Genomic DNA, 25,453 nt, shown 5'->3' with positions numbered 1-25,453 from the left:
CGCAGCCGGCCACCCGCAGGCTCAGATCGACGTCCTGTTGCCCTGGAACTTCAAGCCGTCAAGCTGAACGTAAGTGGGGCGCAGCCGCCGCTTACGCATCGACAATGTCTTCATCGAGCGTCTGTGGCGGTCGCTGAAGTATGAATGCGTCTATCTGCACGCCTGGGAAACAGGGTCGCAGGCAAAGGCCGCCATCGGATCTTGGATCACCTTCTACAACCATCGAAGACCCCACACTGCCCATGGCGGACAGCCGCCCGCCGTGGTCTACTTCAACAGCATCGAAACCGATCAGCAGGCGCAGGCAGTAGTATCCGTTGTCAGCAAGAGGTATTTGGCGTCCAGTTTCGTTTGTCGCGCAGAAGCGCGTTGGCGAGGACGATCAGCTTTCGCATGATCGCGGTGATGGCGATTTTCGCGGCCTTCCCGCTGGCAATCAGCTTCTGGTATTTTTCCCTGAGTGGCGCGTTGTAGCGCGTGGCGACCAGGGCGGGCATGTAGAGAGACCTTCGCAGGCCGGCCCGCCCGCCCTGGATGTGCGCAAGCCCCTTCCATTTACCTGACTGCTGGGTGATGGGCGCGAGGCCCGCCAAAGCTGCCGCCTGTCTGGCCTCCAACTGGCCGAGTTCCGGCATCTCGATCAGCATGGCACAGGCTGCGATCTCGCCGATGCCCGGAATGCTGGTCAGGATGTCAAAGCGTTGCGACAATGCTTCGTCCGCCCTGACAGCTTCGAGAATGGCAGCGTCGATTTCGGCCAGATGCGCCTCCACCTGACGAATGCTGAGCCGGAGCTGGTGCTTGATCAACGCAAGATTGGCGTGCCGGAGGCGCACCGTCAGGGCAATGCGATCCTTCACCCGGCCTTGGCGGGAAACGCGTAACTCTCTCAGATCGTGCAGAATTTCGCTTTTAGGCGGAAGAGCTTGAAGATCCAGCGTCGCCCCAAGCCGCGCCAGCATTGCCGCATCGACCCGGTCCGTCTTGGCGAGGCGACCGATGGCTTCGGCAAAGCGCCGTGCCTGCCGCGGGTTCACCTTGATCATGGCAATGTTCGCCGCTGCCAGCGTCTTTTCCAAGAGCCTATGGTAAGGGCCAGTAGGCTCAAAGACGACGCGCAACGCTTCGTCCCGGCCCAACCAGCGTAGAAGTGTGGTCAGACCGGCCTTGTTATTGCCGACCTCGAGGGTCGCCGTGTCTGGCAGACGGTGAATGACGAGAGTGTCTTTTCCGATATCGATTCCGATTGTATCGTTCATTTGCCTTTTCATCCCCTGTGCTTCTCATGCGGGGCTTTCCCCCAAGTATCCGTTCAGGCCACATGAAAAGGCGGGGGTGATCTGACTACTGCACGGCCCAGCACGGCCAAGCTTAATTCGATCCTGCCCCCGCCGCTGCCCGGCATATATGCCGTGCCGGGCAGCAGCCCCCGTATCGCACGAAAGCCGAAGATCCTTCTAAGAGAAGCTTAAATCAGCCGGAAAGCTGTCCAAGCATCGGGGAGTAGCTCAGCCACCAGCCTGTTGCAGCCCGCAGGAAAAAACGCATAGCTAGTTATATGATGTCTGATTGCTGGAGTATGGAATGAAACGCAGGCGTGATAGTCTGGCTTCGATCGTGGCGCGCGATATTGCCGAGAGGATCGAGAATGGCGAGTATCCGATTGGTGAGCGCATCCCCATCGAAGCCCAGCTTTGCGACCTCTACAATGTTAGTCGGACCGTGGTGCGTGAGGCGATTGCCCATTTGCGGTCTGAAGGTCTGGTCGAATCCCGGCAAGGGGTTGGCGTCTTCGTATCGGGCCAAGGTGGGCTGACGCTTAAGATCAGCGCCGATGAGGCGGGTGAACTGGCGCAGATATTGGAGATCCTTGAGCTTCGCTTGGGGGTCGAGGTCGAAGCGGCAGGTCTGGCGGCGCATCGGCGAGAAGACCGGCAGATGGACGATATCCACAGAACGCTTGCCATGGCCGATGATATCGAGACATTCGCGGAAAAGCCGCGTGAGCTTGATTTTGCCTTTCACATGGCGATCGCGCAGGCGACCGGGAACGGCTACATGCCGCGCTTCATGTCGTTTATCGGGCCGGTGATCATTCCGCGTAGCCAGTTGATCCACGCCTCGGTTCCCAAGATCACGCGGGACTACCTGTCAAAGATGCTGGAGGAACATCGTCGTATTGCCGCAGCGATTGATCGCCGTGATGTCGTGGGCGCGCGCGAGACAATGCGGTTTCACCTTGCAGGCAGCCTTGAAAGATATCGCAAACTGCAAGCCGATTAATTCATATGTTGACAGTCATCATACAACTAATTTAACCCTGCCTCCTAGGGAGGGATGCGCGATAGCCCGATTCTGAATCGCGGCGATCGCTGGACTGATCGATATCGGTCAGCCTTGATCACGCGTCCTTGGTCGAAATGAAGGGTTCGCCCTTCCTTATGCGAACGGAGGAAACGTGGCTGCCTTCAGCAAGTTTTATCTCGCGCTACTACGCTGGATAGTCATCGCCTGCATGTTCGGGATACTGTTCCTGATCTTTGCTAGTGTCGTTTTGCGCTATGCGTTCAATATGGGCATTTATCTGTCCGAAGGTTTGTCTGGGCTGATGTATGTCTGGATGACCTTTGTCGGCGCCCTGCTGGTTCTCTATGAACGCGGCCATATCGGGGTCGAGATGCTGGTCTGCCGTCTGCCGGTGCCGCTGCGCAAGCTGGCCTTCGCGGTGACCCATGCCGTGATGCTTTATGTCACCTGGTTGCTGCTGACCGGAAGCTGGCAGCAAATGATGATCAACTTGCACGTTTTTTCCCCGGCAACGCGACTGCCTATCGGCCTGATGTATGCGGCAGGCGTATTCTTTGCTGCCGCAAGCGCGCTGTTTCTGATCTGGCAGTTGATCGCTTTGGTAACGGGCCGTCTTTCTGACGCCAACCTGATTGTCGCCGCAGGCGAAGATGAAGACGAGGCCGCACGCCTGATGGCTAACGGGGTCTCGAAATGACCATAACGCTTTTCACAGGCACACTTCTGCTGATCATCGCGATCGGTGCCCCAATCGCCTACGCCCTGATCGTTACTGGCGCGGCGCTGATGTGGCAGATGGGTTTGTTCGATGGTCAGATCATCGCACAGAACCTGCTGAACGCCGTCGACAGCTTCCCGATGATCGCAATTCCGCTGTTCATCCTTGCGGGTGAGGTGATGAATGCGGGCGGCCTTTCCCGCCGTATCATCGCGCTGGCACAGGCACTGGTCGGCCATCGCCGTGGCGGGCTTGGCTATGTGGTGATCTTTGCCGGCGTGCTTCTGTCCAGCTTGTCCGGTTCGGCACTGGCGGACGCTGCATCTTTGTCGGCACTGCTGTTGCCGATGATGGTTGCTGCCGGGCACAGCAAGGAACGGGCGGGCGGCCTGATCGCATCGGCCTCGATCATCGGGCCGATTATTCCGCCCAGCATCGGCTTCATCGTCTTTGGCGTCGCCACCAACCTGTCGATCAGCAGGCTGTTCCTTGCCGGGATCGCGCCGGGCATCATGATCGCTTTGGCACTGGCCGTTGCGTGGTATTTCGTCGCCCGGTCTGAGGACGTGACGCCGCAGCCGCGCGCAAACTGGGCCGATGTCGGGCGCACCTTTGCGAACAGCCTCTGGGCGCTGATGCTGCCTGTCATCATCATCGTCGGCCTGCGCTTTGGCATCGTGACCCCGACCGAAGCCGCAGGAGTGGCCGCCGCCTATTCCTTGTGTGTCGCCATGTTCGTCTATCGCGAACTAACCTTCGACGACCTGATCGATCTGGTCTTCCGTGCAGGCAAGACCGCCGCCGGGGTGATGTTTCTGGTGGCCGCCGCGGCGATCCCCGCATGGATGATCACCATCGCGGACATTCCCGGTCAGGTCATCGCCCTGGTCGAGCCGCTGATGGAACATCCGAAGCTGCTGGTCTTTGCGCTGATGGTTCTGATCATCATCGTCGGCACCGCGATGGATCTGACGCCGACCATTCTGCTGCTGGGTCCTATTCTTGTCCCAGTCGTGGACGCCGCCGGGGTCGATCCGATCTATTTCGGTGTGCTGTTCATGATCAACTGCGCCATCGGGCTGATAACACCACCTGTCGGCACGGTTCTGAACGTCGTCTGCGCAGTCGGGAAGATGGATTACGAGACGCTGGTGAAAGGCACTCTGCCCTTCTTCCTCGCGGAAATCATCATCCTGTTCCTGCTGGTCCTGTTTCCGGAACTGGTCACCGTCCCCGCATCCTGGATTTCACATTAAGGGGCGCAAAGACCCCCCAACCAACCCCAACATGGATATCAACATGAAGAAGTCACTGATCGGAATTCTGGCTACCACGTTGCTGATTTCTGCCGCTCATGCGCAAGATATCAACAACCGCACCATCAAATTCGCCGCAACCGGGCAAGAAGGCACGCCGCCGGTTCTGGGGATGCACATTTTCGCCGAAAAGCTGGCAGAGCGAAGCAGCGGCAAGCTGAATGCCCGCGTTTTCGCCAACGGTGTTCTGGGCGGTGACGTTCAGGTGCTGTCGTCGCTGCAAGGCGGCGTCGTCGAAATGATGGTCTGGAATGCGGGCAATATGATCACGCAGGACCAGAATTTCGGCATTCTGGATCTGCCCTTCATCTATCAGGATGTCGACGTGGTCGATGACTTGCTGGATGGCGAGGTCGGGAAGTTCCTGACTGACAAACTGCCCGAACACGGTGTGATCGGTCTGGCGTTCTGGGAACAGGGTTTCCGAGTGCTGAGCAACAACCGCCACGAGGTGAAAACGCTTGAGGATATCTCGGGGCTGAAGGTGCGGGTGCAACAGAACCCGCTGCTGATCGATATGTGGGCCGCGCTTGGCGCGAACCCGACGCCCATGGCGGTGACAGAGCTTTACACAGCGCTTGAGACCGGCGCGGTTGACGGGCAGGAATCCACCGCGCCCTTCAACTATGGGTCGAAATACTACGAAGTTCAGCAATATCTGTCGAATACCAGGCACAATTATAACCCCCAGATCGTGCTGATCGGCAAACCGTTCTGGGAAAAGCTGACCCCCGACGAACAGACAATGATCACCGAAGTTGCGCGTGAAACCGCCATCGAACAGCGCCAGATTTCCCGCGATGCACAGGTCTCGGCGCTAAAGGCCATTCGTGAGGCCGGCAATACCGTGACCGAGATCGAGCCTGCGGAACTGCAGCGGATGAAGGACGCCGTGCGGCCCGTCATCGCGAAATATTCCGCCACATTTGACCCCGAACTGACCAAGACCGTGTTCGACGCGGTGGGCTTCAGCTTGGAATGAACGCCGGGCGGCTTCGGCCCCCTTCCCTCCTCCAGATCGGATCTGCTGCATGAAGATTTCATTCGCTCAATTCTCACCTGTTCACGGCGACACGGCCGCCACGACCCGTCTGGTGGCGGAAAAATCGCGGGAGGCCGCGACAACCGGCGCGCGCCTGATCGCCTTTCCGGAATGCTTCCTGACCGGCGGTTCCTTCGATGACCGCGACAGCCTGCTGGCTGCTGCGATAGATATCGAACGCGGCGATCTGGACCCGATCGTGGCGGTTGCCCGCGAAACCGGCATCCATGTCGTCGTGGGCTTTTATCAAAAGCGGGGCGCTGAAGCGCTGAACACCGCCGCCCTGATCGGACCAGACGGCATCATCGGGCTGCATCACAAGATGCATCTACCCTTCATGATCGGCGACCGCTTCGTGGATATTCCCGAAATCGAAGGGCCATCGGTCTTCGATACCGAAATCGGGCGGATCGGTATTGCGATCTGCTATGAGATCCGCTTCCCCGAGGTTGCCCGGACGCTGGCCCTGCACGGGGCAGAGCTGATCGTTCTGCCCGCCGCGTGGCCCGAAGCGGCGCGTATCCTGCCCGATCTCTTCAGTCGCGTCCGCGCCGCCGAAAACTTCGTCTATTTCATGTCCGCCAACCGCAACGATCTAGATGACGGCATGCAGTTCATGGGATCAAGCCATGTTATCGGCCCGGATGGCGCTGAAATCATCAATGCGAGCATGGCCGATGGCATCTTCAGCGTGGATATCGATCTGGGTCAGGCGCAGGTGAAATCCATCATCCGCGATCCGGGTATCTACGAGGTTCACCCGTTCCGAGATCGCCGCCCACAAGATTACGCCATCTGCATCATGGCGGCAACGCGATGAGTCTGCGCGAGAAGCTGGGTCAGCCCACTTTTGGGATGAACGTCTATTCCGGCGCGCCCGCTGTAGTCGAGATTGCCGGAAACTGGGAACTGGATTTCGTCTTCATCGATGCCGAACACAGTGTCCTTGGCCTTGATCTGCCGATGGAGCGGATGATCCTAGCTGCCCGACTGGCCGGGGTCTCGCCGCTGGTGCGCGTACCAGACAGCGGCGCGGCCGCGCTGCGTAAGGCGCTGGAACTGGGGGCAGAAGGCGTGATCATCCCGCAGGTTCACGACGGCGCGCAGATGCGCGCCATCGTTGCTGCGACGAAGTTTCCACCCATGGGCCGGCGCGGCGGTGACAGCTCTGTCAGGTCGGCGGGCTATGGGGGGCCGGGTTTTGACTGGACCGAATATGCCGCCCGCGCCAATCGGGAAACGCTGCTGATCCCAATGGCCGAAAGCCCGGGATTCTTCGAAAACATCGATGACATCCTGTCGGTGCCGGGAATCGATGCGGTCCATTTCGGCCCCGCCGACTATGCCCTGTCCTGCGGCATCCCTGTCGATTATTCGATGCGTCATCCGCAAGTCCGGCAAGCGATGCGCCAGTTGATCAAAGATTGCCATGCCCGCGATATCAAGGTGATGCTGCCCTGTTTCCCCTATGAACCAGAGCAGGTCGCAGAACTTCTGTCAGAGGGCGGCGATATGCTTCTGGTCGGCAATGACATGGCGTTTCTGAACGCTGGCTGCCGCAGGGCGGCTGAACTTATGCGGGGTGCCCGCGCATGATCCGGCATCCCCGTGCAAATGCAGCGGCAATTGATCCGACCATTCTGAACGAGATGCGGTCCATTCAGCCCGCATCCTTGGGCCATTATCTGACCAGCGGGATCGTCTCGCCACAGATCAGACCACTGACCGGGGGCAAGCTGCTGGGCCGCGCCGTCACCTTGCGTCAGCCCCTGCCCGATGCAATTCCCGTTCATCTTCTGCTTGACGATCTGCGACCCGGCGATGTTCTGGTCATCGACCGCGCGGGCGATCATCACATCGCCTGCGTTGGCGGAATGGTGGCCCGCGCCGCTTTGGCTGCCGGGGCGGCAGGGATCGTCGTAGACGGCGTCGTCACCGATATCGAGGAACTGCGCGATCTTGGCCTGCCGGTCTATGCACGCGGGCTGAACGTCGTGACCACCCGCGTTTTGGACGTTCCGGGGGCCGAGCTATTCGGCCCGGTTCTGATCGGTGATGTGATCGTCAGACCCGGCGATCTCTTATTTGGCGATGCGAACGGGTTGTTGAGCCTCGACCCCGCCAATCCCGATATGGCAGCACTGGTCCAGCGGGCCGCGGCCGATGAAGCGCGCGAAGTCGAATGGCGCAAACGGCTGGCGGCAGGGGAATCCCTGGCAAAGCTGAACGGGTCCGACAAATACCGCAGCGCATCCTGATCCCGGATCAGGCGCTGCCCATCTGCATCGCGCGGTAACGGCGCTGGCTATGGGTCAGGTGGTCGCGCATCGCGCGGCGAGCGGCCTCTGGGTCGTGGTTCTGGATGGCCCGAACCACCGAGACATGCTCACCATCCAGCGCAGACAGATAGTCCGGGTCCGTCTGGGTCGCGTCCCCCACGCGGCTGCGGGGGATCAGGGCTTCGCCGAACATGGTCAGCATATCGACAAACCGGGGATTTCCCGATGCGGCGGCGATGGATTTATGAAAGGCGAAGTCGGCCTCGACCGCGTTCTTGCCCGCCTGCACCTCGGCCCGCAGATGTGCCAAGGCGGCCAACATCGCTTCTTCCTGATCGGGGCTGCAACGCTGCGCTGCCAGTGCTGCCGCCTCTGTCTCGACCGCGATGCGCAGTTCCAGCAGCGACAGGACCGATGACAGTTTGCTGCGATCCACCTCGGTCAGCATGCCGTGTTCGGTCCGCGTGGGCGCCAGAACGAAGACCCCTGACCCTTGCCGCGATTGCAAAAGCCCATCGGATCGCAAAGCCGCCACCGCCTCGCGGATGACGGTGCGGCTGACGCCGAATTCGGCGGAAAGCTGCGGCTCGGTCGGAAGCTTGTCGCCGGGCTGCACCTGACCGCTATCGATTCGCGCCCGCAAAGCCGCAACGATCTCCGTCACACGACTTGGTCTGATCCTGGCTGTGTCGGACAAGCTGCGCTCCTTTGCTGATGCTACTTTTTACGCGCTTTTCAACCAAAGCAAAGCAATTGCACGCGTCGTATGATTAATTCTGCTTAATTCATCGTATGTATATTGCAATTCGTCATGTGCTGAATTACGCATACGGCAGTCCCCCTGAGAACCTGAGGAAGTCCCCGATGACCCCTGAAGAAATCAAATCCGCCCTTGGCGCTGGCCTTCTGTCCTTCCCTGTCACCCATTTCGATGAAGACGGAAAATTCGCCCCCGAAAGCTACAAGGCGCATGTCGAATGGCTGTCCGGCTTTGACGCGCCGGTGCTGTTCGCGGCTGGTGGCACGGGCGAATTCTTTTCGCTGCAACCATCCGAAGTGCCGACCATCGTTGCCGCCGCCAAGGAAGCCGCCGGCAAAACCGCAATCGTATCCGGCTGTGGCTACGGAACTGAAATCGCTATCGAAATTGCGAAATCTGCGGAAAAGGCCGGCGCTGACGGCATTCTTTTGCTGCCGCATTATCTGATCGACGCGCCCCAAGCCGGGCTATACGCACATATTAAGGCGGTCTGCCAATCGGTCGGCATCGGCGTTATGGTCTACAACCGCGACAACTCGGTCCTGCAGGCCGACACGCTGATGCGGCTGTGCGATGACTGCCCGAACCTGATCGGCTTCAAGGACGGCACCGGCGATATCGGTCTGGTCCGGCAGATCACCGCGCGGGCCGGTGACCGGCTGATGTATCTGGGCGGCATGCCCACGGCAGAACTGTTCGCAGAAGCCTATCTGGGCGCGGGCTTCACGACATATTCGTCTGCTGTCTTCAACTTCGTTCCGGCACTGGCGAATGAGTTCTACACCGCATTGCGGTCGGGCGATCGTGCGACCTGCGACCGCCTGCTGCGGGACTTCTTCTATCCGTTCATGGATATCCGCAGCCGTCAGAAAGGCTACGCCGTCTCGGCCGTCAAGGCGGGCGTGCGCCTGCAAGGCTTTGCCGCGGGCAAGGTGCGCGCGCCGTTGACCGATCTGACGAAAGAGGAAGAGGCGATGATGGAAAGGCTGATCGGCGATCATCGTCGCTGATCGCCACTGATCACGCCACAACAGCAGCCCTGCCTTTGCGCGGGGCTGCCCTGCATTCAGGAAAGGACGAACGGATGAGCTTTACCCCAAAAGGCAACCTGATCGCTGGCGAATGGCTGGCCGGTCCCGGCACTTTCGCCTCTGACCCCGCGCATGGGCCTGCACATTGCTTCGCCTGCGGTTCGGTCGAATTGGTGGATCGCGCGGTTCAGGCCGCCGAAGAGGCGTTCTGGCAATATGCCTATTCCAGCCGCGAAGACCGCGCGGCGTTTCTGGACGCCATCGCCGATGAAATCGAGGCGCGTGGTCCGGCGCTGACCGAAATCGGCAGTCAGGAAACAGGTCTGCCCGCGGCGCGTCTGGAAGGTGAGCGTGGCCGGACCACCGGGCAGTTGCGTCTGTTCGCTGATCACATTCGCAAGGGCGACTATCTGGATCGCCGTCACGACTCCGCCCTGCCGGATCGCCAGCCGCTGCCACGCCCTGATCTGCGGCTGATCCAGCGCCCGATCGGGCCAGTCGCGGTCTTCGGTGCATCAAACTTTCCCTTGGCCTTTTCTGTCGCGGGCGGGGACACTGCATCGGCGCTTGCCGCCGGTTGCCCGGTCGTGGTCAAAGGCCATGACGCCCATCCCGGCACTGGTGAGATCGTGGCCGAGGCTATCGCTGCGGCAATTGCGCGTTGCGATCTGCATCCCGGCGTCTTCAACTATGTCCATGGCGGTTCGCGTCAGGTCGGCACCGCGTTGGTGCAACATCCGCTGATCAAGGCGGTGGGCTTTACCGGCTCACTGGCCGGTGGTCGGGCGCTGTTCGATCTGTGCGCCGCGCGGCCCGAGCCGATCCCGTTCTTCGGCGAATTGGGTGCGGTCAATCCGATGTTCATCCTGCCCGCCGCCGCTGCTGCGCGCGGGGGCGATCTGGGCCGTGGCTGGGCGGCAAGCCTGACCATGGGCGCGGGGCAATTCTGCACCAATCCAGGCATTGCCATCGTCATCGAGGATCACGCCGACACCATCGCTTCGGCGGCAAGCGAGGCATTGCAGGCCGTCGCGCCGCAAGTGATGCTGACCGATGGTATCGCCGCCGCCTATCGAACAGGTTGCAACCGGATCGCGCAGGGCAAAGGCGTCACCGGAATCGTGTCGTCTGGAAACGGCCAGCGAGAGGCATCGCCTTTCCTGTTCACGGTGTCAGGTGATGATTTCCTAGCCGATCCCGAACTTGCGGAAGAGGTGTTCGGCCCCTTGGGCATTCTGGTCACCGCGCGGGATCAGGCACAGATGGTCGAGATCGCCAAGCGACTTCAAGGTCAGTTGACCGTGACGCTGCATCTGGACGATGCCGACGCCGATCTGGCACGCCAGTTGCTGCCGGTGTTGGAGCGCAAGGCAGGACGAGTTCTGGCCAATGGCTTTCCGACGGGGGTCGAGGTCAGCGATGCGATGGTCCATGGTGGCCCCTATCCGGCATCGACCAATTTCGGGGCAACCTCGGTCGGGACAATGGCGATACGGCGGTTCCTGCGCCCGGTTTGCTTCCAGAATATCCCCGAAAGTCTGCTGCCGCAGGATCTGCGGGGCGAATAACCCTTAGCCAGTGGGCTAGATGTTCTGGAACACGATGCCCCGATACCGATCATGCGCGCGCGTCAGATGCGCGCGCATTGCGTCGCGCGACCCTTCCTGATCGCCATCACTGATCCTTTCGCAGATGACACGGTGTTCACGCGTGGTCTGATCGATATAGGTGTCGGTGATCAGCGTCGGATGCAGCGCGCGCGAAAATGTCGACGCGGGCAGGATTCGGGCGCCCATCAAGGCGAAGAATTCAATAAACGCCGCATTGTTCGTAGCCTGAATGATCGCTTGATGAAACTGAAAGTCGATGTCGTCAAGAACCGCATCGTTCTTCGCCGACAGTTCGAAATCGCGCACCGTGGCCCAGATCGCCGCCTCTTGCGCAAGGGATCGGCGGACGGCGGCAAGGCCCGCCGCATGAACTTCAAACGCCATGCGCAGTTCCAGCATGTCCATGAACGAGCCGCTGAACTGGCTCATTGATTGCAGAAGCGAGCCGTGGTCGCGCCGGGCTGATTCGGCAGCATCGCGGGCGACGAATACGCCGACCCCATGCCGGGTGGTAAGGACCCCGTCAGATGTCAGCGCCGCGACGGCTTCGCGGATCACCGTCCGCGACACCCCGTATTCAGAGCTAAGCGATGATAGCGTTCCCAGCTTGTCGCCGATGGCCAGCCCATCCCCCTGAATCCGGGACTGAATTTTTCGGATCGTCTGCGTGCTGAGGGATTCCAAGGGCTGACACCAATAATGACTGAAAGGGCTTCCGACAGGTGTTAGCGCATTTCGACCTGTTGGGAAAGAGATACGATCACTCGAATCGCCTCATCGGCCACGCCAAGAAGATATGACGACATCGGATATGTTACGTGCAACCGCACTCAAACCGGCGATTCCCAGCGGATTACTGCACATAGTTTGATATTTCAGTGCTGTTTTTGCCGATTTTGAATGCAAAACTTATTCAAAAGGTCGCTTGACAGAACGTAATATTACCGTGCAACTTATCCAATAAGATATGACATCACTTGCGGTATGGGCGAACCGGACCGCAAGAAGATGAGCAGCAACAGGGAGTGGGAGCCGATGGAAACAGTCGCATCACGTCTGAACAAGTTGGGAATAACTTTGCCCAAACTTGCCGGACCAAGCGGGACATATGTTCCCTGTCGGATCAGCGGGACGACGCTTTACGTTTCGGGTCAGGTGCCGCGTGTCGACGGCGAGGACGCCTATCAAGGCGTGGTCGGGCAAAGCATTTCGCTGACCGATGCCCGCAAGGCCGCGCGCGTCGCTGCGATCAATATGCTGGCGCAGGTCTCGCGGGCGCTGGACGGCGATCTAGACCGGGTGACCGGCTGTCTGCAGCTCCGCGGCTTCGTGAATGCGGCGCCCGGATTTGTGGATCATCCTGCCGTCATCGACGGTGCGTCGGATCTGATCGTCGAGGTTCTGGGCGAACCGGGCCGCCATGCCCGCACCGCCTTGGGCGCCGGGTCGCTGCCGCGCAACTTCGCAGTCGAAATCGACGCCCTGTTCGAGATCCGCGCATGACCGCCCCGCAGGCAATTCAAATGCAAAGGCCACAGATGTCCCAGACGACCATCCATATGAATGATGTCAACAAGTGGTTTGGCACCATGCATGTCCTGCGGGACATCAATCTGACCGTGAACAAGGGCGAGCATCTTGTGCTGTGCGGCCCGTCCGGCTCCGGCAAATCGACGCTGATCCGCTGCATCAACGCGCTGGAAGAAATTCAGGGCGGCACGATCGAGGTGAACGGCAATGTGCTGGGCAAGAAAGGCGCGAATGTCGATCACGTCCGCCGCGATGTCGGCATGGTCTTTCAACAGTTCAACCTGTTCCCGCATCTGACGGTGCTGCAGAACTGCATGCTGGCCCCGCGCCGCATCCATCGCATTTCCGAAGCCGAGGCCAAGGACAAGGCGATGCATTTTCTGGAACAGGTCCATATCGCCGAACATGGCCACAAATATCCGGCGCAGCTTTCGGGCGGCCAGCAACAGCGTGTCGCTATTGCACGGGCGCTGTGCATGGGTCCGCAGATCATGCTGTTCGACGAACCGACCAGCGCGCTTGACCCGGAAATGGTCAAAGAGGTGCTGGATACGATGGTTGGCTTGGCCGATCAGGGCATCACCATGATCTGCGTGACCCATGAAATGGGTTTCGCCCGTGCCGTCGCCCATCGAGTCATCTTCATGGATCGCGGCGAGATCATCGAGACCGCCCCGCCGACTGAATTCTTCGGCAATCCGCAGCACGAGCGGACGCGCGCTTTCCTCAGCCAGATCCTGAACCACTGAGGGGCGCGATGAACTATACCTTCGACTTCACCCCGATCTTTCAGGCCTGGGGCCTTCTGGCCCAAGGGGCTTGGGCCACGGTGTATATCTCGGCCATTTCGATGGCTTTGGGACTGGTTTTCGGCATCGTACTGACAGCGTTGCGGATGGCACCGCTTGCGCCGCTGCGCGCCTTTGCCATCGGCTATATCGAACTGGTGCGGAACACCCCGTTTCTGGTGCAGGTCTTCTTCATCTATTTCGGCATGCCCGAGCTGGGCCTGCGCCTGAATGCGATGGAAGCCGCGATCCTGACGATGACGCTGAACTGTTCGGCCTATATCGCCGAAATCGTGCGCAGCGGTGTGGAATCCATCCGCCCCGGCCAGATCGAAGCTGGCAAGGCGCTTGGCCTGTCCACGCCGGATGTCTACCGCTTCATCGTCTTCCGTCCTGCCATTCGCGCGGTCTATCCGTCGCTGTGCAGCCAGTTCGTGCTGATGATGCTGAACACCAGCCTAGTCGCGTCGATTTCCGCGCAAGAACTGACCTACGCCGCGCAGATGATCGACAACCGGACCTTCCGCAGCTTCGAGGTCTATTTCGTGCTGGGCGCGATCTATCTGGTCTTGTCGCAGCTATTCTCGGTCGGGCTGAGCATGATCGGTCGGGTCTATTTCTCTTACCCGACGAAGTGAGGCAAAGATGATCCGCACATTCGGCTTCCCCGAGCTTCTGTTCATCCTCGACGGCGCGAAATGGACCGTGCTGATGTCGCTGGCGGCGTTCCTGTTCGGCGGGCTGCTTGGCCTTCTGGTGGCGCTGGCGCGCACGTCGAAAATCCGCCCGGCGCGATTTCTGGCGCTGTGCTATATCCAACTGTTTCAGGGCACACCGCTGCTGATCCAACTGTTCATCGTCTATTTCGGCCTGCCGATCATCGGTATTCGCGTCGAACTGTGGCTGGCGCTGATTACCGGGCTGTCGCTGCATGCCAGCGGGTTTCTGGCCGAAATCTGGCGCGGGTCGATCCAGGCGGTGCCCGAAGGCCAGACCGAGGCGGCGCGTGCGCTTGGCCTTGGCTATATCTCGCGGATGCGGGACGTGGTTTTGCCGCAAGCCTTTCGGATCAGTTTGCCTGCAACCGTCGGCTTCATGGTCAATCTGGTCAAAGGCACCGCGCTGGCCGCGTTGCTGGGCCTGACCGAACTGACCCGGGCGGGGCAGCTGATGTCCAACATCACATTCGAGCCGTTGAAGGTCTACGCGACCGTCGGGCTTGTCTACTTCGCCATCTGTCTGCCGCTGACGCTGGTCAGTTCGCGGCTGGAACGGCGCCTGAATGCGCGCGGCTGACTGTCGCGCCCAGACCGAATAACAGCCAAACGGCACATCAACAGGAGGTTTTCCCATGTGCATCACGACAGGCTTCAAGAAAATCGTCGCCGGCGCCCTGATGGCGACCACTTTCATGGCCTCGGCCGCGCTGGCGATCACGCCTGATGAGCTGCGCGAAAAAGGCAAGGCGGTAATCGGCGTGCAGATGGACCAGTTCCCGTGGGGCTTCATCGACGAAGCCGGCAAGAACGAAGGTTTCGACATCGACGTCGCCAAACTGATCGCCGCCGATCTGGGGGTCGAGCCTGAATTCTTCCGCATCACCGGCCAGAACCGCATCCCGTCGCTGACGACCGGACAGGTCGATTTCCTTGTGCCCTCGATGACCGTTACGGCTGAACGCGCGCAGGTGATCCAGTTCGTCCTGCCCTATTCCTCGAACAACATCACCGTCTGGGCGCGCACCGATGCCGAGATCACCAAGAACGAAGACCTTGGCGGCTATGTGATCGGCGTGAACCGCGGCAGCGCGTTTGAACCGATCCTGTCGGACGCAGCTCCGCAGGGCACCGAAATCCGCGGCTATGAAGATGATGCGACCACAGTTCAGGCGCTGCTGTCGGGTCAGGTCGATGCCATCGTCGGATCGAAAACCTATGGGATCGTGATCCAGAATACCGGGCGCGGCGACGGGTATGAGGCGAAATACAAGGTCGCCGACAACATCCAGGCGATGGCCGTACGCAAGGGCGATCAGGAAATGCTGGATTACCTGAACGACTTCGTCACCCGCCACGACGCCGAACTGGACGAACTTTACCTGAAATGGATCGGCCAAGACCGCGCCGATCTACCGACCGAACTGCCCGGCGTCGATTTCACCGGCAAGGCGGGCAACTAACCGACTTTCGGTCTTCCGACCGAGCCTGAACTGACAACCCGAACCGACGACACCACCTCCGGCCAGCTTGGCCGGAGGGCTCAGAGAAGATGTGCCGGTGCAAGGCGATCGCCTGTTCCGCAAGCGGAGTTTGAAAGAACAATGACGACAGATGGCAAGCAAGTCAGGGTGGGCGTCGATATTGGCGGCACGTTCACCGATATCGCGATGGAGATCGGGGGCGACCTGCACTCGACGAAGGTGCTGACCGACTACGCATTCCCCGAAAACGCTATCGTCAAAGGCGTCGAGCAGGTCTGCGCCACCGCCGGCGTGCCGCTGTCTGCGATCGATCTGATCATCCACGGCACCACGCTGGCCACGAATGCGCTGATCGAACGGCGCGGCGCGCGCACCGCCCTGATCACCACCAAGGGTTTCCGCGACGTTATCGAAATGCGGACCGAAAGCCGGTTCGAACAATATGACCTGAACATCGTGCTGCCCGCCCCGCTGGTCAGCCGCGATGACCGTTTCGTTCTGGACGAACGCATCGGCCCCGACGGCGCCATCCTGAAGCCGCTTGACGATGCCGAGGTTGACGCCCTGTGCGACCGTATCATCGCCGCAGGCTTTGAAAGCGTCGCCATCGGGCTGATCCATTCCTATCTGAACGACACCCATGAACGCCGCGTCCGCGACGCGCTTCTAAAGAAGGCGCCCGATCTGTCGGTGTCCATCTCGGCCGAGGTATCGCCGCAGATGCGAGAATTTCAGCGCTTCAACACGGTCTGTGCTAATGCCTTCGTCAAGCCGCTGATGGCCTCCTATCTGAACCGGCTGGTGGGCCGGATGAAGGATGCGGGCACTGATTGCCCGGTCTTCATGATCCATTCCGGCGGCGGCATCATCAGCGTCGAAAGCGCCATCGAATTTCCCGTCCGGCTTCTGGAATCCGGCCCTGCAGGCGGTGCGATCTTCGCCGCGAATGTCGCGGCGGCTTACGGGATCGACAGCGCCGTCAGCTACGACATGGGCGGCACCACCGCCAAGATTTGTCTGATCGAAGGGCAGGTTCCGAAAACCTCGAAAACCTTCGAGGTGGCACGGACATGGCGCTTCAAGAAAGGCAGCGGCATGCCGATCTCGATCCCGGTGATCGAGATGGTAGAAATCGGCGCGGGCGGCGGCTCTATCGCATCGGTGGATAATATGCGCCAGATCCGCGTGGGGCCGCATAGCGCGGGATCGGAACCCGGCCCGGCCTGCTATGGTCGCGGCGGTGACAAGCCTACCGTCACGGATGCCGATCTGGTTCTGGGTCGGTTGGACCCGGATGGCTTTGCAGGCGGCACAATGCAGTTGGACACCGATGCGTCGAACGGTGCGATGCAGCGCGAACTGGCTGACAAGCTGGGGATCGACAATGCGACCGCTGCTTATGGTATCGGCGAAATGGTCGATGAGAACATGTCGAACGCCGCGCGGATGCATGCCGTCGAAAATGGCAAGGAACTGGGCGAATTCACCATGATCGCATTCGGCGGCGCCGCACCGCTGCATGCTGCACGCCTGTGCGAAAAGCTGTCCATCGACGCGCTTCTTATCCCGCCAGGCGCGGGTGTCGGATCAGCCATAGGCTTCCTGCGCGCGCCTTTCGGCTTTGAAAGTGTGCGTTCGGCCTATAGCCGCCTTAGCCATTTCGACGCCACCGCGATCAACGCGGTCATCCGCGACCTGTCCGACGAAGCCACCGGCTTTGCCCGGCGGGGCACCAGCGACGGTGAACTTGACCTCGAATGCACGGCCTATATGCGCTATGTCGGCCAAGGCTGGGAAGTGCCGGTCCCGATCGAGGTTCGCAGCTATCAGCAGGCGGATGAGGCATCGTTCCGCGCATTGTTCAACGACTGCTACGAACGCTTCTTCGGCCGCGTTATCGACGGGCTGGACGTGGAAATCGTCAGTTGGTCGTTGCGCGCAACATCGCAGGTGACGCCGCCCACACCGGTGGCCCGCACCGCCAGAACCAATGCCGCACAGGTGTCAGGCCAACGGCGCATGTTCGACGCGGCACAGGGCCGCTTCAACGACGCGGCCATTGTCGAACGCAGCAGCATGAAACCTGGCGATTGGGTCGCGGGGCCTGCCGTCATCACCGAACGCGAAACCTCAACCATCGTCACGGCCAGCCGCGATGCGATCCTGCAGGCCGATGGCTGCCTGCTGATCGCCACCAAAGCTAACGCCTGATCCGGGGAATGAAAGATATGACAAACGAACTTCTTTCCGATGTCCACAAACAGATCATGTGGAACCGCCTGATCTCGGTGGTCGAAGAACAGGCGGTCACACTGATCCGCACCGCCTTTTCCACCAGCGTCCGTGAATCCGGCGATCTGTCGGCGGGCGTCTTCAACCGCGCCGGGCTGATGATCGCGCAGGCAGTCACCGGCACACCCGGCCATGTCAACGCGATGGCAGAAGCCGTCGGCCATTTCATCAATGACCTTGGCCGCGACAATATCTACGAAGGTGATGTCTTCATCACCAACGATCCTTGGAAGGGCACCGGCCACCTTCATGATTTCACCGTCGTCTCGCCCAGCTTTCGCAACGGCGATCTGATCGGCTTTTTTGCCTGCACGGCGCATGTGGTCGATGTCGGTGGGCGCGGCTTCGGGCCTGACGCGAATGAGGTTTATGAAGAAGGGATCTTCGTCCCGATCATGAAATTCGCCAAGCGGGGCGAGGTGAACATGGATTTGGTGCAGATCCTGCGCAACAACGTCCGCGAAGCGCATCAGGTCGTGGGTGATGTCTATTCGCTGGCCGCCTGTAATGAGATCGGCCACCGGCGCCTGATGGATATGATGGACGAATTCCAGATGAGCGATCTGGAAGATTTGGCCGATTTCATTTTCAAGCGCAGCTATGATGCCACGGTCGATGCCATCGCCGCGCTGCCCAAGGGGCAGTATGACAATATCATGCGCGTGGACGGCTATGGCGAGCCTATCGACATCGCGGTGACGCTGGATGTGCAGGACGATCACATCACTTGCGATTTCGCAGGCACCTCGGCGCCCAGTCCGAAAGGGATCAACTGCCCGCTGATCTATTCCACGGCCTATGCCTGCTATGCGCTGAAATGTTCGGTCGCGCCGGAAATCCCGAACAACCACTATTCGATCCTGCCGTTCAAGGTGAAGGCGCCCGAGGATTGCATCCTGAACGTCAAGCGCCCTGCCCCGGTCTCGGTCCGGCACGTTCTGGGCCATCTGGTTCCCGACGCGGTTCTGGGCGCAGTTCATAAGATGCTTCCCGGCCATGTTCCGGCGGAAGGATCCGGCGCGCTGTGGAATCTGCATGTTTCGGTCAGACCGCTACGCGGCAATCTTGCCCCCGCCGATGGCGGTCAGAGGGCCGAGGTTCTGTTGTTCAACAGCGGCGGTGCCGGCGCGCGACCAACGCTGGACGGTCTTAGCGCAACGGCCTTCCCCAGTGGCGTCCACTCCATGTCGATCGAAGCGACCGAACATGTCGGCCCGGTGATCTTCTGGCGCAAGGAATTGCGTGACGGATCGGGCGGCGCGGGCAAATTCCGCGGCGGTCTGGGCCAAGTGGTCGAGATTGCGCCGACGGATGGGCATGAAATCTACTTCAACGCCATGTTCGACCGTGTGGCGCATCCGCCGCGTGGCCGTGAAGGCGGCGAAAACGGCGCCCCTGGCGTCGTGCGGCTGGATGACGGCACGATGCTTGCAACCAAGGGCCGCCAGCACGTTCCGTCGGGGCGCAGGCTGGTTCTGGAACTGCCGGGCGGCGGCGGCTATGGCCCCGTGGACGAGCGTGACCCGGAAGCGCAGGCCCGCGACATCGCCTTTGAATATGTGGCAAAAAACTGAAACTGCGGGGCGGTGATCCCGCCCCGTTTTCCCTGATATGCATCGGATATCCAAGATGAGCTTCGAAAATCAGCGCGCCAGTTCCATACAACCCTCTCCCTCGATGAAGATCGCCATGGCGGCGCGGGCGTTGCGGGCCGAAGGCCGCGATATCGTTGATCTGTCGCTGGGCGAGCCGGATTTCGAACCGCCCGCCCATGTGTCCGAAGCCGCGATTGCCGCCATTCGCGCAGGCGGCATTCTGTATGGCGCGGCAGCCGGTTCGGAATCCCTGCGCCGCGCTATTGTCGACAAGTTTCAACGCGACAACGGCCTGACCTACGCACTTGAAGAAATCACCGTCGCAAATGGCGCAAAACAGATCCTGTTCGACGCCTTTTTGGCCACGTTGGAACCGGGCGATCAGGTGATCATCCCCAGTCCCTGCTGGGTTTCCTATGGCGACATCGTGTCGCTACATGGCGGTGTGCCGCTATACCTGCCGTGTTCCGCAGAACAGGATTTCAAGCTGTCGGCGGCGCGTCTTGCCGAGGCCCTCACCCCGCAAACGCGCTGGCTGCTGCTGAACTCGCCATCAAATCCTACCGGCGCGATCTACTCCGCCGATGAGCTGCGCGAACTGGCAGCGGTGCTGGCGGATCATCCGCGCGTGCTAATCCTGTCGGATGAGATTTACGAACACGTCCTACTGGGCGACACGCCCTTCGCGTCCTTTGGCAGCGCCTGCCCGGAGTTGCGCGATCGCACGGTGATCTTGAATGGCGTGTCGAAAGCCTATGCGATGACCGGCTGGCGGTTGGGATATGCAGCAGGGCCGCGCCCTCTGATTGCCGCGATCAACAAGATGCAGTCGCAAAGCGTCACCTCGGTCTGTTCGATCGTGCAGGCAGCGGCAGAGGCCGCATTGACCGGCGATCAGACATGCGTGGCGGAAGGCGCGGCGCGTTTCGCCGCACGGGCAAAGCTGGTCTCGGATCGCCTGTCCGCCATGCCCCTGATCGGCTTCGTCGCGCCGCAGGGCGCGTTCTACGCCTTTATCCAGATTGGTGGCCTGATCGGCAAACACACGGCAGCGGGTGAGGTTCTGGCCGATGACACCGCCGTCGCCGCGCATTTGCTGCAAGGGTTTGGCCTGTCCAGCGTGCCGGGCAGCGCCTTTGCCGCGCCGGGCCATATCCGGCTATCCATCGCGGCATCGGACGCCGAACTGGCATCGGCCTGTGACCGTCTGGAACAGATGATCGCCAGTCTGACCTGAAGGATCGGTGGCGTCCGCGCCACCGAAACCCGTTTCAGACCCACCAGCGTATTGAGCAGCAGCCTCGGACCGTTCATAACCGGAAAGTAATTTCAACGACCAACAGGCGACATTCCGTGCGGATTGCCATTCCTGCCAAGGCGCAGACCGTCCTGAAAACGCTGCGCGAGGATATTGCAAGCGGGCGATATGCGCCGGGGCAAAAGCTGCCCTCGGAAGCGCAGCTGATCAACACCTTCGGCGTCAAACGGCACGTCGTGCGGAAGGCGGTCGACCTGCTGCGCAATGAAGGCCTGATCGTATCTCATCAGGGCGCGGGCGTGTTCGTCAGCAACGAACCCGAAGTCGCGGTCGTCGATAGTCAGGCGGACCTGGCAGTCGTGCTTGAGCTGTCAGAATTCCGGCTTGCGGTCGAAACCGAGGCCGCGGCCCTGGCCGCGATCCGCCGTTCCCCCGCGCAGGAAGAAGAGATCTTCTATCGCCACCGCGTTTTCGGCGATCTGCTCAAGGCCGGACAACCCACCTTCGGCGCGGATCTGGCGCTGCACAAGGCCATCGCACAGGCAACGAACAACCGCCAGTTCAGCGATTTTATTTATGCTTCAGGCAGCATGATGGTGCCTCAGATGGCGCTGAACCCGGTGGAGGACGCAATGGCACAAGACCCCGCGCGTCTGGCCGAAATCCATCAGGAACACGCCCGGATCGTATCCGCCATCGGCGCGTCAGACTCGGAACAGGCCGGAAAGGCGATGCGCGCCCATTTGCAAAACAGCCTGCACCGCTATCGCAGGGTGCTGACTTCTGTTGAAAAATAGTTTGCAGGCTAAACCTAGGTGCTCAGTCCCGGCATTTGCGGATCGGGTTTAGGATGAATCTGTCAGGCTCTGATGTCCAGATCTTGCAGATGTATTTGTAAGGCGCGAGGCCGCCTAGGGTCTTGGGCCTGAATGCGAACTTGTAGGCGGCCCTAAAATTGCCGAGATGCGTGCGCAGCTGATCGTGGCTGTCATAGCGGAAACGCTCGTCGGTCGCATCCTTGATCGTTCTGTTCATCCGTTCAACTTGCCCATTAGTCCAGGTATGATTTGGCGTTGTCCGCCGATGCTCGATCCCGTTCGTCTCGCAGAACATGTCGAAGCGCCTTTGCCGGAACCGATGCCTACCTCGAGAGCACGCGACGGCGGAAGAAAGTCGAGATGCTCTTCGCCCACCTCAAGCGCATCCTGCGCCTCGGCCGCTTGCGTCTGCGCGGCCCGAACGGCGCCAAAGACGAATTCCTCCTCGCCGCAACCGCCCAGAACCTCCGCAAACTCGCCAAGCTGCTCCCCGATGGCCCGCAAACGGCTTGAAGGGAGCGCGCAGGCCGAGCTCAGCGCGATGTCATTGCAGGATCTGAAGCGAGTTTTTCAACACAATCGGGCTTTCGCGGCTGAAGACATGGTGCTCGAACGCGTTGGACGAGAGGCCGACCCGCCGGGTCCGTTCTGCAGCGGTCGCCCGAAATCGGGGTGTCGGTTGCTGGTTCGCGGTGTGTTGATTCAGACATGCGGGCAACCTGCGGCCAGTATCACGCGTGGTCTGCGCAACTACCTCGCTTCAGGTCGCCGTCTTCGGATTTCACCTGATCGCGATAGTCGCCCCGCCCTCACCGAAAATCCCGCGTCTTCACCTTGATGGTGTCGAGATGCAGATCTCGGACATACATGTCGCGGGTTCTGAGGCCCTTTGGCGTGTCGCGCGGGTCCGGCGTGGGCGATCCATGATGGAATTCATCGCCGCGGCCATGGGGCAGCGGGAAGGCCGCGTTGCGTTCGCCGACGCTGCTCAGGGCGGCGGATAGATCGGTGATGGTGTGGGCGACGTGATGCACGACCTCGCCTTCGCGCTGCACGCGGCCTCGCACGGCGATCATCCCGGCACCGAGGATGATCCGGCGATGGGCTTCGAACACCTTGGGCCAGACCACCAGATTGGCGATGCCGGTCTCGTCCTCGAGCGTGATGAACATCACCCCCTTGGCCGAGCCTGGGCGTTGGCGCACCAGCACCAGGCCCGCGACCTCGTACCAGCGGCGGTCGCGCAAGGACATCGCCTCGGCGCAGCTGACGATGCGGCGTCTGGAGAAATCCTCACGCAGGAAGGCCACCGGGTGGCGGCGCAGCGACAGGCCGACATGGCTGTAATCCTCGACCACCTCGCGGCCCGCGGCCATGCGGCGCAGGGCGATGGCGGGCTCGATGGTCTCGTGCCCCCGACCGTCCCGGCGGGCCGCGGCGGCGAAGAGCGGCAGCTCGGTCTCTGGCAGGCCCTTGATCGCCCAGGTCGCCTCGCGCCGGGCAAGGCCGAAGGCCGGGTGGAACCCATCGGCCTCGGCGATGCGGGTCAGGCTGGCCACCGGCACCTCGGCGCGCTGCCAGAGATCCTCGACCGAGGCGAAGGGCGTGTCGGCCCGCGCGGTGACAATGGCGGCGGCATGGGCATTGGCGAGGCCCTTCACCATGCGCAGACCCAGCCGGACCGCGAAGCGGGTCTCGTCCCCGGTCGGTTCCAGCGTGCAGTCCCAGCGGGAGGCGTTGACGCAGACCGGGCGCACCTCGACGCCATGGTCCAGCGCATCGTGCACGATCTGCGCCGGGGCATAGAACCCCATGGGCTGGCTGTTCAGCAGTGCGGGGCAGAAGGCGTCGGGATGCCAGCATTTGAGCCAGGATGATGCATAGGCGATCAGCGCGAAGCTGGCGGCATGGCTTTCCGGAAAGCCGTAACTACCAAAGCCCTCGAGCTGCTTGAACGTGCGCTCGGCGAACTCATGTTCGTAGCCGCGCGCGACCATGCCCTCGATCAGCTTGTCGCGGAAGGCGCTGACGCCGCCGGTGAACTTGAAGGTCGCCATCGATTTGCGCAGCATGTCGGCCTCGCCCGGAGTGAAGCCGGCGCATTCGATCGCCACCCGCATCGCCTGCTCCTGGAACAGCGGCACGCCGAGCGTCTTGCCCAGCACCGCCTCCAGCTCGGGCTTGGGGTAATCCACCACCTCCAGCCCGGCCCGGCGGCGCAGATAGGGATGCACCATATCGCCCTGGATCGGGCCCGGCCGCACGATGGCGACCTGCACCACCAGATCGTAATAGGTGCGCGGCTTCAGCCGCGGCAGCATCGCCATCTGGGCCCGGCTCTCGATCTGGAAAGTGCCGAGCGTGTCGGCGCGGCGGATCATCGCATAGGTGCGCGGATCCTCGGCTGGGATGGTGGCGAGATCATAGCTTGCATCCTTGTGCTCGGCGATCAGCGCCAGCCCCTTAGCCATGCAGGTGAGCATGCCAAGGGCGAGGATATCGACCTTCATGAACTTCAGCGCGTCGATGTCGTTTTTGTCCCATTCGATGATCTGGCGGTCGGCCATGGCGGCAGGTTCGATCGGCACCAGATCGTCCAGCCGGTCCTGGGTCAGGACAAAACCGCCCGGATGCTGCGACAGATGCCGCGGCGCGCCCATCAGCTGTGCGGCCAGATCCAGCACCAGCCGCAGCCGGCGATCGGCGGGATTGAGGTTCAGCTCGCGCAGCTGCGCATCGGTGACGCCATCCTCGGACCAGGCCCAGATCAGCGCCGAGAGCGCGGTAATCAGATCCTCGGGCAGACCCATAGCCTTGCCGACATCGCGCAGCGCCCCCTTGGCGCGGTAGCGGATCACCGTGGCGGTCAGTGCGGCCCGGTCGCGGCCATAGGTGCGGTAAATCCACTGGATCACCTCCTCGCGGCGTTCGTGTTCGAAATCGACGTCGATATCGGGCGGCTCATGGCGTTCCTCGCTGACGAAGCGCTCGAACAGGAGATCGTTGCGACCGGGATCGATCGAGGTGATGCCCAGCACGAAGCAGACCGCTGAGTTCGCCGCCGATCCCCGGCCCTGGCAGAGAATGCCCTGCGAGCGGGCGAAGCGCACGATGCTGTGGACGGTCAGGAAATAGGGCGCATATCTGCAGAATCTGAACGAAGCGCAGCGCTCCTCAACGCAAAAAGTTTGAGGATCCGCGTCTAACCAGAGCACCAAAGCCGCATCATGCGCGCCCAAATGCTCCAGCTATGGGCCAAAAACGAGGGATGGCCACCGATCTGGTGCACAGAACTGGATCAAGAAAAGGGGGTTCGGAAGCTATCAAGCGGCCCCGAAGGTGACCGCTTGCTGGGGCCTTTAACCTGACAATCGCTAACAACGCGAAACAGCTTACTCATGAAAAAAAGCCCGAACAAGCTGGGCACACGCGAAGGGATACTATCCTTTTTGGCGAAATTGTAGCTGTCGATTTGGACATGCCGATCAACCCTCGATACCGAACGTTTCATCGGCGAAGCTCAGAACCATGTCTCCCCGACGACCCTGGGCACTTGCGCCGGGGAGTACATGCACGGTGTCCAAGCATAATGGTAGAATGGCGGGCGCACCGCAATGTCGAACGCGGTTTGCTTCAGAAATCACTAATTTGAAAAGCGCGCCGTCATGGCTTCGAACGACGAGTTCACATGGACTGTCTGCCGGCCGCCATCCGAATGCACCAGAGTGACCGAGCACCCATCGATTGTCAGGTTCAGGGCAAGAAGCGACCAAGGCGGATTTGTGTAAATCTCTGTCCGGCCTGTCCTGGCATCAGTCAGGGCGACCTTGATCGAGTGACCTTTCTTCATCGCACCACCATGAGATTCCGCACCTTCCCGTTATGAATGAGGCTTTGATGGCTTATTGC

22 protein-coding genes and 3 pseudogenes are annotated in these 25,453 nt (G+C 61.0%); 20 read left to right on the top strand and 5 right to left on the bottom strand.

The window, feature by feature from the left end:
• Positions 1 to 76: 76 nt before the first annotated feature.
• Positions 77 to 397 (top strand): annotated as a pseudogene (locus FN835_RS21670) (integrase core domain-containing protein); the annotation flags it as partial.
• On the opposite strand, the gene FN835_RS18220 reads toward FN835_RS21670, so the two are convergent.
• Positions 321 to 1,259, bottom strand: coding sequence for an IS110 family RNA-guided transposase (locus FN835_RS18220; protein WP_142664666.1), 939 nt, complete (start codon positions 1,257 to 1,259; stop codon positions 321 to 323). The pseudogene FN835_RS21670 and the gene FN835_RS18220 overlap by 77 nt on opposite strands.
• Before the next feature lie 325 nt (positions 1,260 to 1,584).
• Between FN835_RS18220 and FN835_RS18215 the strand changes: the two genes are divergently transcribed.
• From FN835_RS18215 to FN835_RS18185, 7 genes are all read left to right on the top strand, one after another.
• Entirely contained in the window at positions 1,585 to 2,283 is a 699-nt protein-coding gene (locus FN835_RS18215; RefSeq protein WP_142664665.1) for a FadR/GntR family transcriptional regulator, read from the top strand.
• A 175-nt stretch (positions 2,284 to 2,458) separates the two neighbouring features.
• On the top strand, positions 2,459 to 3,004 hold the full coding sequence (locus FN835_RS18210) for a TRAP transporter small permease (RefSeq protein ID WP_142664664.1): 546 nt from the start codon (positions 2,459 to 2,461) through the stop codon (positions 3,002 to 3,004).
• Entirely contained in the window at positions 3,001 to 4,281 is a 1,281-nt protein-coding gene (locus tag FN835_RS18205; RefSeq protein WP_142664663.1) for a TRAP transporter large permease subunit, read from the top strand. The genes FN835_RS18210 and FN835_RS18205 overlap by 4 nt, the downstream gene beginning before the upstream one ends.
• A gap of 43 nt (positions 4,282 to 4,324) precedes the next feature.
• On the top strand, positions 4,325 to 5,323 hold the full coding sequence (locus FN835_RS18200) for a DctP family TRAP transporter solute-binding subunit (RefSeq protein WP_142664662.1): 999 nt from the start codon (positions 4,325 to 4,327) through the stop codon (positions 5,321 to 5,323).
• Between the two features lie 49 nt (positions 5,324 to 5,372).
• Positions 5,373 to 6,203: a carbon-nitrogen hydrolase family protein gene (locus FN835_RS18195; protein ID WP_142664661.1), complete on the top strand. Its 831-nt coding sequence runs from the start codon at positions 5,373 to 5,375 to the stop codon at positions 6,201 to 6,203.
• Positions 6,200 to 6,979, top strand: a complete 780-nt coding sequence (locus tag FN835_RS18190; protein WP_142664660.1) for an HpcH/HpaI aldolase family protein — start codon at positions 6,200 to 6,202, stop codon at positions 6,977 to 6,979. Before FN835_RS18195 ends, FN835_RS18190 begins: the two co-directional genes overlap by 4 nt.
• Positions 6,976 to 7,641, top strand: a complete 666-nt coding sequence (locus tag FN835_RS18185) for an RraA family protein (protein ID WP_142664659.1) — start codon at positions 6,976 to 6,978, stop codon at positions 7,639 to 7,641. The genes FN835_RS18190 and FN835_RS18185 overlap by 4 nt, the downstream gene beginning before the upstream one ends.
• Positions 7,642 to 7,648: 7 nt before the next feature.
• On the opposite strand, the gene FN835_RS18180 is transcribed toward FN835_RS18185, so the two are convergent.
• A complete protein-coding gene (locus tag FN835_RS18180; RefSeq protein ID WP_221930473.1) occupies positions 7,649 to 8,359 on the bottom strand; it encodes a FadR/GntR family transcriptional regulator in 711 nt (236 codons plus the stop codon).
• Between the two features lie 167 nt (positions 8,360 to 8,526).
• On the opposite strand from FN835_RS18180, the gene kdgD reads away from it, so the two are divergent.
• Both kdgD and FN835_RS18170 read left to right on the top strand, forming a co-directional pair.
• A complete protein-coding gene (gene kdgD / locus FN835_RS18175) occupies positions 8,527 to 9,432 on the top strand; it encodes a 5-dehydro-4-deoxyglucarate dehydratase (RefSeq protein ID WP_142664658.1) in 906 nt (301 codons plus the stop codon).
• 74 nt (positions 9,433 to 9,506) lie between these two features.
• The gene (locus FN835_RS18170) at positions 9,507 to 11,021 is read left to right on the top strand and encodes an aldehyde dehydrogenase (NADP(+)) (protein WP_142664657.1); all 1,515 of its coding nucleotides are present in this window, start codon (positions 9,507 to 9,509) and stop codon (positions 11,019 to 11,021) included.
• Between the two features lie 15 nt (positions 11,022 to 11,036).
• Here the strand turns inward: FN835_RS18170 and FN835_RS18165 are convergent, their stop codons facing one another.
• Positions 11,037 to 11,747, bottom strand: a complete 711-nt coding sequence (locus FN835_RS18165; RefSeq protein ID WP_142664656.1) for a FadR/GntR family transcriptional regulator — start codon at positions 11,745 to 11,747, stop codon at positions 11,037 to 11,039.
• Between the two features lie 300 nt (positions 11,748 to 12,047).
• Here FN835_RS18165 and FN835_RS18160 point away from each other — a divergent pair, with 300 nt between their 5' ends.
• The 9 genes from FN835_RS18160 (at position 12,048) to FN835_RS18120 (ending at position 21,523) form a co-directional block, all read left to right on the top strand.
• Positions 12,048 to 12,566 carry a RidA family protein gene (locus FN835_RS18160; protein ID WP_342778602.1) on the top strand — a complete coding sequence of 173 codons (519 nt, stop codon included), beginning with the start codon at positions 12,048 to 12,050 and terminating at the stop codon, positions 12,564 to 12,566.
• 35 nt (positions 12,567 to 12,601) lie between these two features.
• Positions 12,602 to 13,342, top strand: coding sequence for an amino acid ABC transporter ATP-binding protein (locus tag FN835_RS18155; protein ID WP_142664654.1), 741 nt, complete (start codon positions 12,602 to 12,604; stop codon positions 13,340 to 13,342).
• Between the two features lie 8 nt (positions 13,343 to 13,350).
• Complete coding sequence (locus FN835_RS18150) at positions 13,351 to 14,019, top strand: amino acid ABC transporter permease (RefSeq protein ID WP_142664653.1); 669 nt, start codon at positions 13,351 to 13,353, stop codon at positions 14,017 to 14,019.
• A gap of 7 nt (positions 14,020 to 14,026) precedes the next feature.
• The gene (locus FN835_RS18145) at positions 14,027 to 14,677 is read left to right on the top strand and encodes an amino acid ABC transporter permease (protein ID WP_142664652.1); all 651 of its coding nucleotides are present in this window, start codon (positions 14,027 to 14,029) and stop codon (positions 14,675 to 14,677) included.
• 55 nt (positions 14,678 to 14,732) lie between these two features.
• Entirely contained in the window at positions 14,733 to 15,560 is an 828-nt protein-coding gene (locus FN835_RS18140; RefSeq protein ID WP_142664651.1) for a transporter substrate-binding domain-containing protein, read from the top strand.
• Positions 15,561 to 15,701: 141 nt separating this feature from the next.
• Positions 15,702 to 17,792: a hydantoinase/oxoprolinase family protein gene (locus FN835_RS18135; protein ID WP_142664650.1), complete on the top strand. Its 2,091-nt coding sequence runs from the start codon at positions 15,702 to 15,704 to the stop codon at positions 17,790 to 17,792.
• Between the two features lie 17 nt (positions 17,793 to 17,809).
• Positions 17,810 to 19,447: a hydantoinase B/oxoprolinase family protein gene (locus tag FN835_RS18130; RefSeq protein ID WP_142664649.1), complete on the top strand. Its 1,638-nt coding sequence runs from the start codon at positions 17,810 to 17,812 to the stop codon at positions 19,445 to 19,447.
• A 55-nt stretch (positions 19,448 to 19,502) separates the two neighbouring features.
• Positions 19,503 to 20,705, top strand: coding sequence for a pyridoxal phosphate-dependent aminotransferase (locus FN835_RS18125; RefSeq protein ID WP_142664648.1), 1,203 nt, complete (start codon positions 19,503 to 19,505; stop codon positions 20,703 to 20,705).
• Between the two features lie 116 nt (positions 20,706 to 20,821).
• Positions 20,822 to 21,523 (top strand): FadR/GntR family transcriptional regulator, encoded by a 702-nt coding sequence (locus tag FN835_RS18120; protein ID WP_142664647.1) that lies wholly within the window; start codon positions 20,822 to 20,824, stop codon positions 21,521 to 21,523.
• Positions 21,524 to 21,537: 14 nt separating this feature from the next.
• On the opposite strand, the pseudogene FN835_RS18115 reads toward FN835_RS18120, so the two are convergent.
• Positions 21,538 to 21,860 (bottom strand): annotated as a pseudogene (locus FN835_RS18115) (integrase core domain-containing protein); the annotation flags it as partial.
• Here FN835_RS18115 and FN835_RS18110 point away from each other — a divergent pair.
• Positions 21,860 to 22,057, top strand: a pseudogene (locus tag FN835_RS18110) (transposase); the annotation flags it as partial. The pseudogenes FN835_RS18115 and FN835_RS18110 sit on opposite strands and share 1 nt — an antisense overlap.
• 296 nt (positions 22,058 to 22,353) lie before the next feature.
• Here FN835_RS18110 and FN835_RS18105 read toward each other — a convergent pair.
• A complete protein-coding gene (locus FN835_RS18105) occupies positions 22,354 to 24,783 on the bottom strand; it encodes an error-prone DNA polymerase (RefSeq protein WP_246098798.1) in 2,430 nt (809 codons plus the stop codon).
• Positions 24,784 to 25,453 lie beyond the last annotated feature (670 nt).

It is taken from the genome of Paracoccus laeviglucosivorans, assembly GCF_900182695.1.
GTDB classification, from domain to species: domain Bacteria; phylum Pseudomonadota; class Alphaproteobacteria; order Rhodobacterales; family Rhodobacteraceae; genus Paracoccus; species Paracoccus laeviglucosivorans.
Note: the sequence above shows the minus strand (reverse complement) of the source record. Positions and strands in the feature narration are given on the sequence as shown.

Excerpts from the sequence above, each read along its gene's own strand:
- FN835_RS18145 (WP_142664652.1), top strand. The coding sequence starts at position 14,027 with ATGATCCGCACATTCGGCTTCCCCGAGCTTCTGTTCATCCTCGACGGC.
- kdgD (WP_142664658.1), top strand. The coding sequence starts at position 8,527 with ATGACCCCTGAAGAAATCAAATCCGCCCTTGGCGCTGGCCTTCTGTCC.
- FN835_RS18135 (WP_142664650.1), top strand. The coding sequence starts at position 15,702 with ATGACGACAGATGGCAAGCAAGTCAGGGTGGGCGTCGATATTGGCGGC.
- FN835_RS18185 (WP_142664659.1), top strand. The coding sequence starts at position 6,976 with ATGATCCGGCATCCCCGTGCAAATGCAGCGGCAATTGATCCGACCATT.
- FN835_RS18200 (WP_142664662.1), top strand. The coding sequence starts at position 4,325 with ATGAAGAAGTCACTGATCGGAATTCTGGCTACCACGTTGCTGATTTCT.
- FN835_RS18160 (WP_342778602.1), top strand. The coding sequence starts at position 12,048 with ATGGGCGAACCGGACCGCAAGAAGATGAGCAGCAACAGGGAGTGGGAG.
- FN835_RS18205 (WP_142664663.1), top strand. The coding sequence starts at position 3,001 with ATGACCATAACGCTTTTCACAGGCACACTTCTGCTGATCATCGCGATC.
- FN835_RS18130 (WP_142664649.1), top strand. The coding sequence starts at position 17,810 with ATGACAAACGAACTTCTTTCCGATGTCCACAAACAGATCATGTGGAAC.
- FN835_RS18195 (WP_142664661.1), top strand. The coding sequence starts at position 5,373 with ATGAAGATTTCATTCGCTCAATTCTCACCTGTTCACGGCGACACGGCC.
- FN835_RS18190 (WP_142664660.1), top strand. The coding sequence starts at position 6,200 with ATGAGTCTGCGCGAGAAGCTGGGTCAGCCCACTTTTGGGATGAACGTC.
- FN835_RS18220 (WP_142664666.1), bottom strand. The coding sequence starts at position 1,259 with ATGAACGATACAATCGGAATCGATATCGGAAAAGACACTCTCGTCATT.
- FN835_RS18150 (WP_142664653.1), top strand. The coding sequence starts at position 13,351 with ATGAACTATACCTTCGACTTCACCCCGATCTTTCAGGCCTGGGGCCTT.
- FN835_RS18125 (WP_142664648.1), top strand. The coding sequence starts at position 19,503 with ATGAGCTTCGAAAATCAGCGCGCCAGTTCCATACAACCCTCTCCCTCG.
- FN835_RS18155 (WP_142664654.1), top strand. The coding sequence starts at position 12,602 with ATGTCCCAGACGACCATCCATATGAATGATGTCAACAAGTGGTTTGGC.
- FN835_RS18215 (WP_142664665.1), top strand. The coding sequence starts at position 1,585 with ATGAAACGCAGGCGTGATAGTCTGGCTTCGATCGTGGCGCGCGATATT.
- FN835_RS18170 (WP_142664657.1), top strand. The coding sequence starts at position 9,507 with ATGAGCTTTACCCCAAAAGGCAACCTGATCGCTGGCGAATGGCTGGCC.
- FN835_RS18140 (WP_142664651.1), top strand. The coding sequence starts at position 14,733 with ATGTGCATCACGACAGGCTTCAAGAAAATCGTCGCCGGCGCCCTGATG.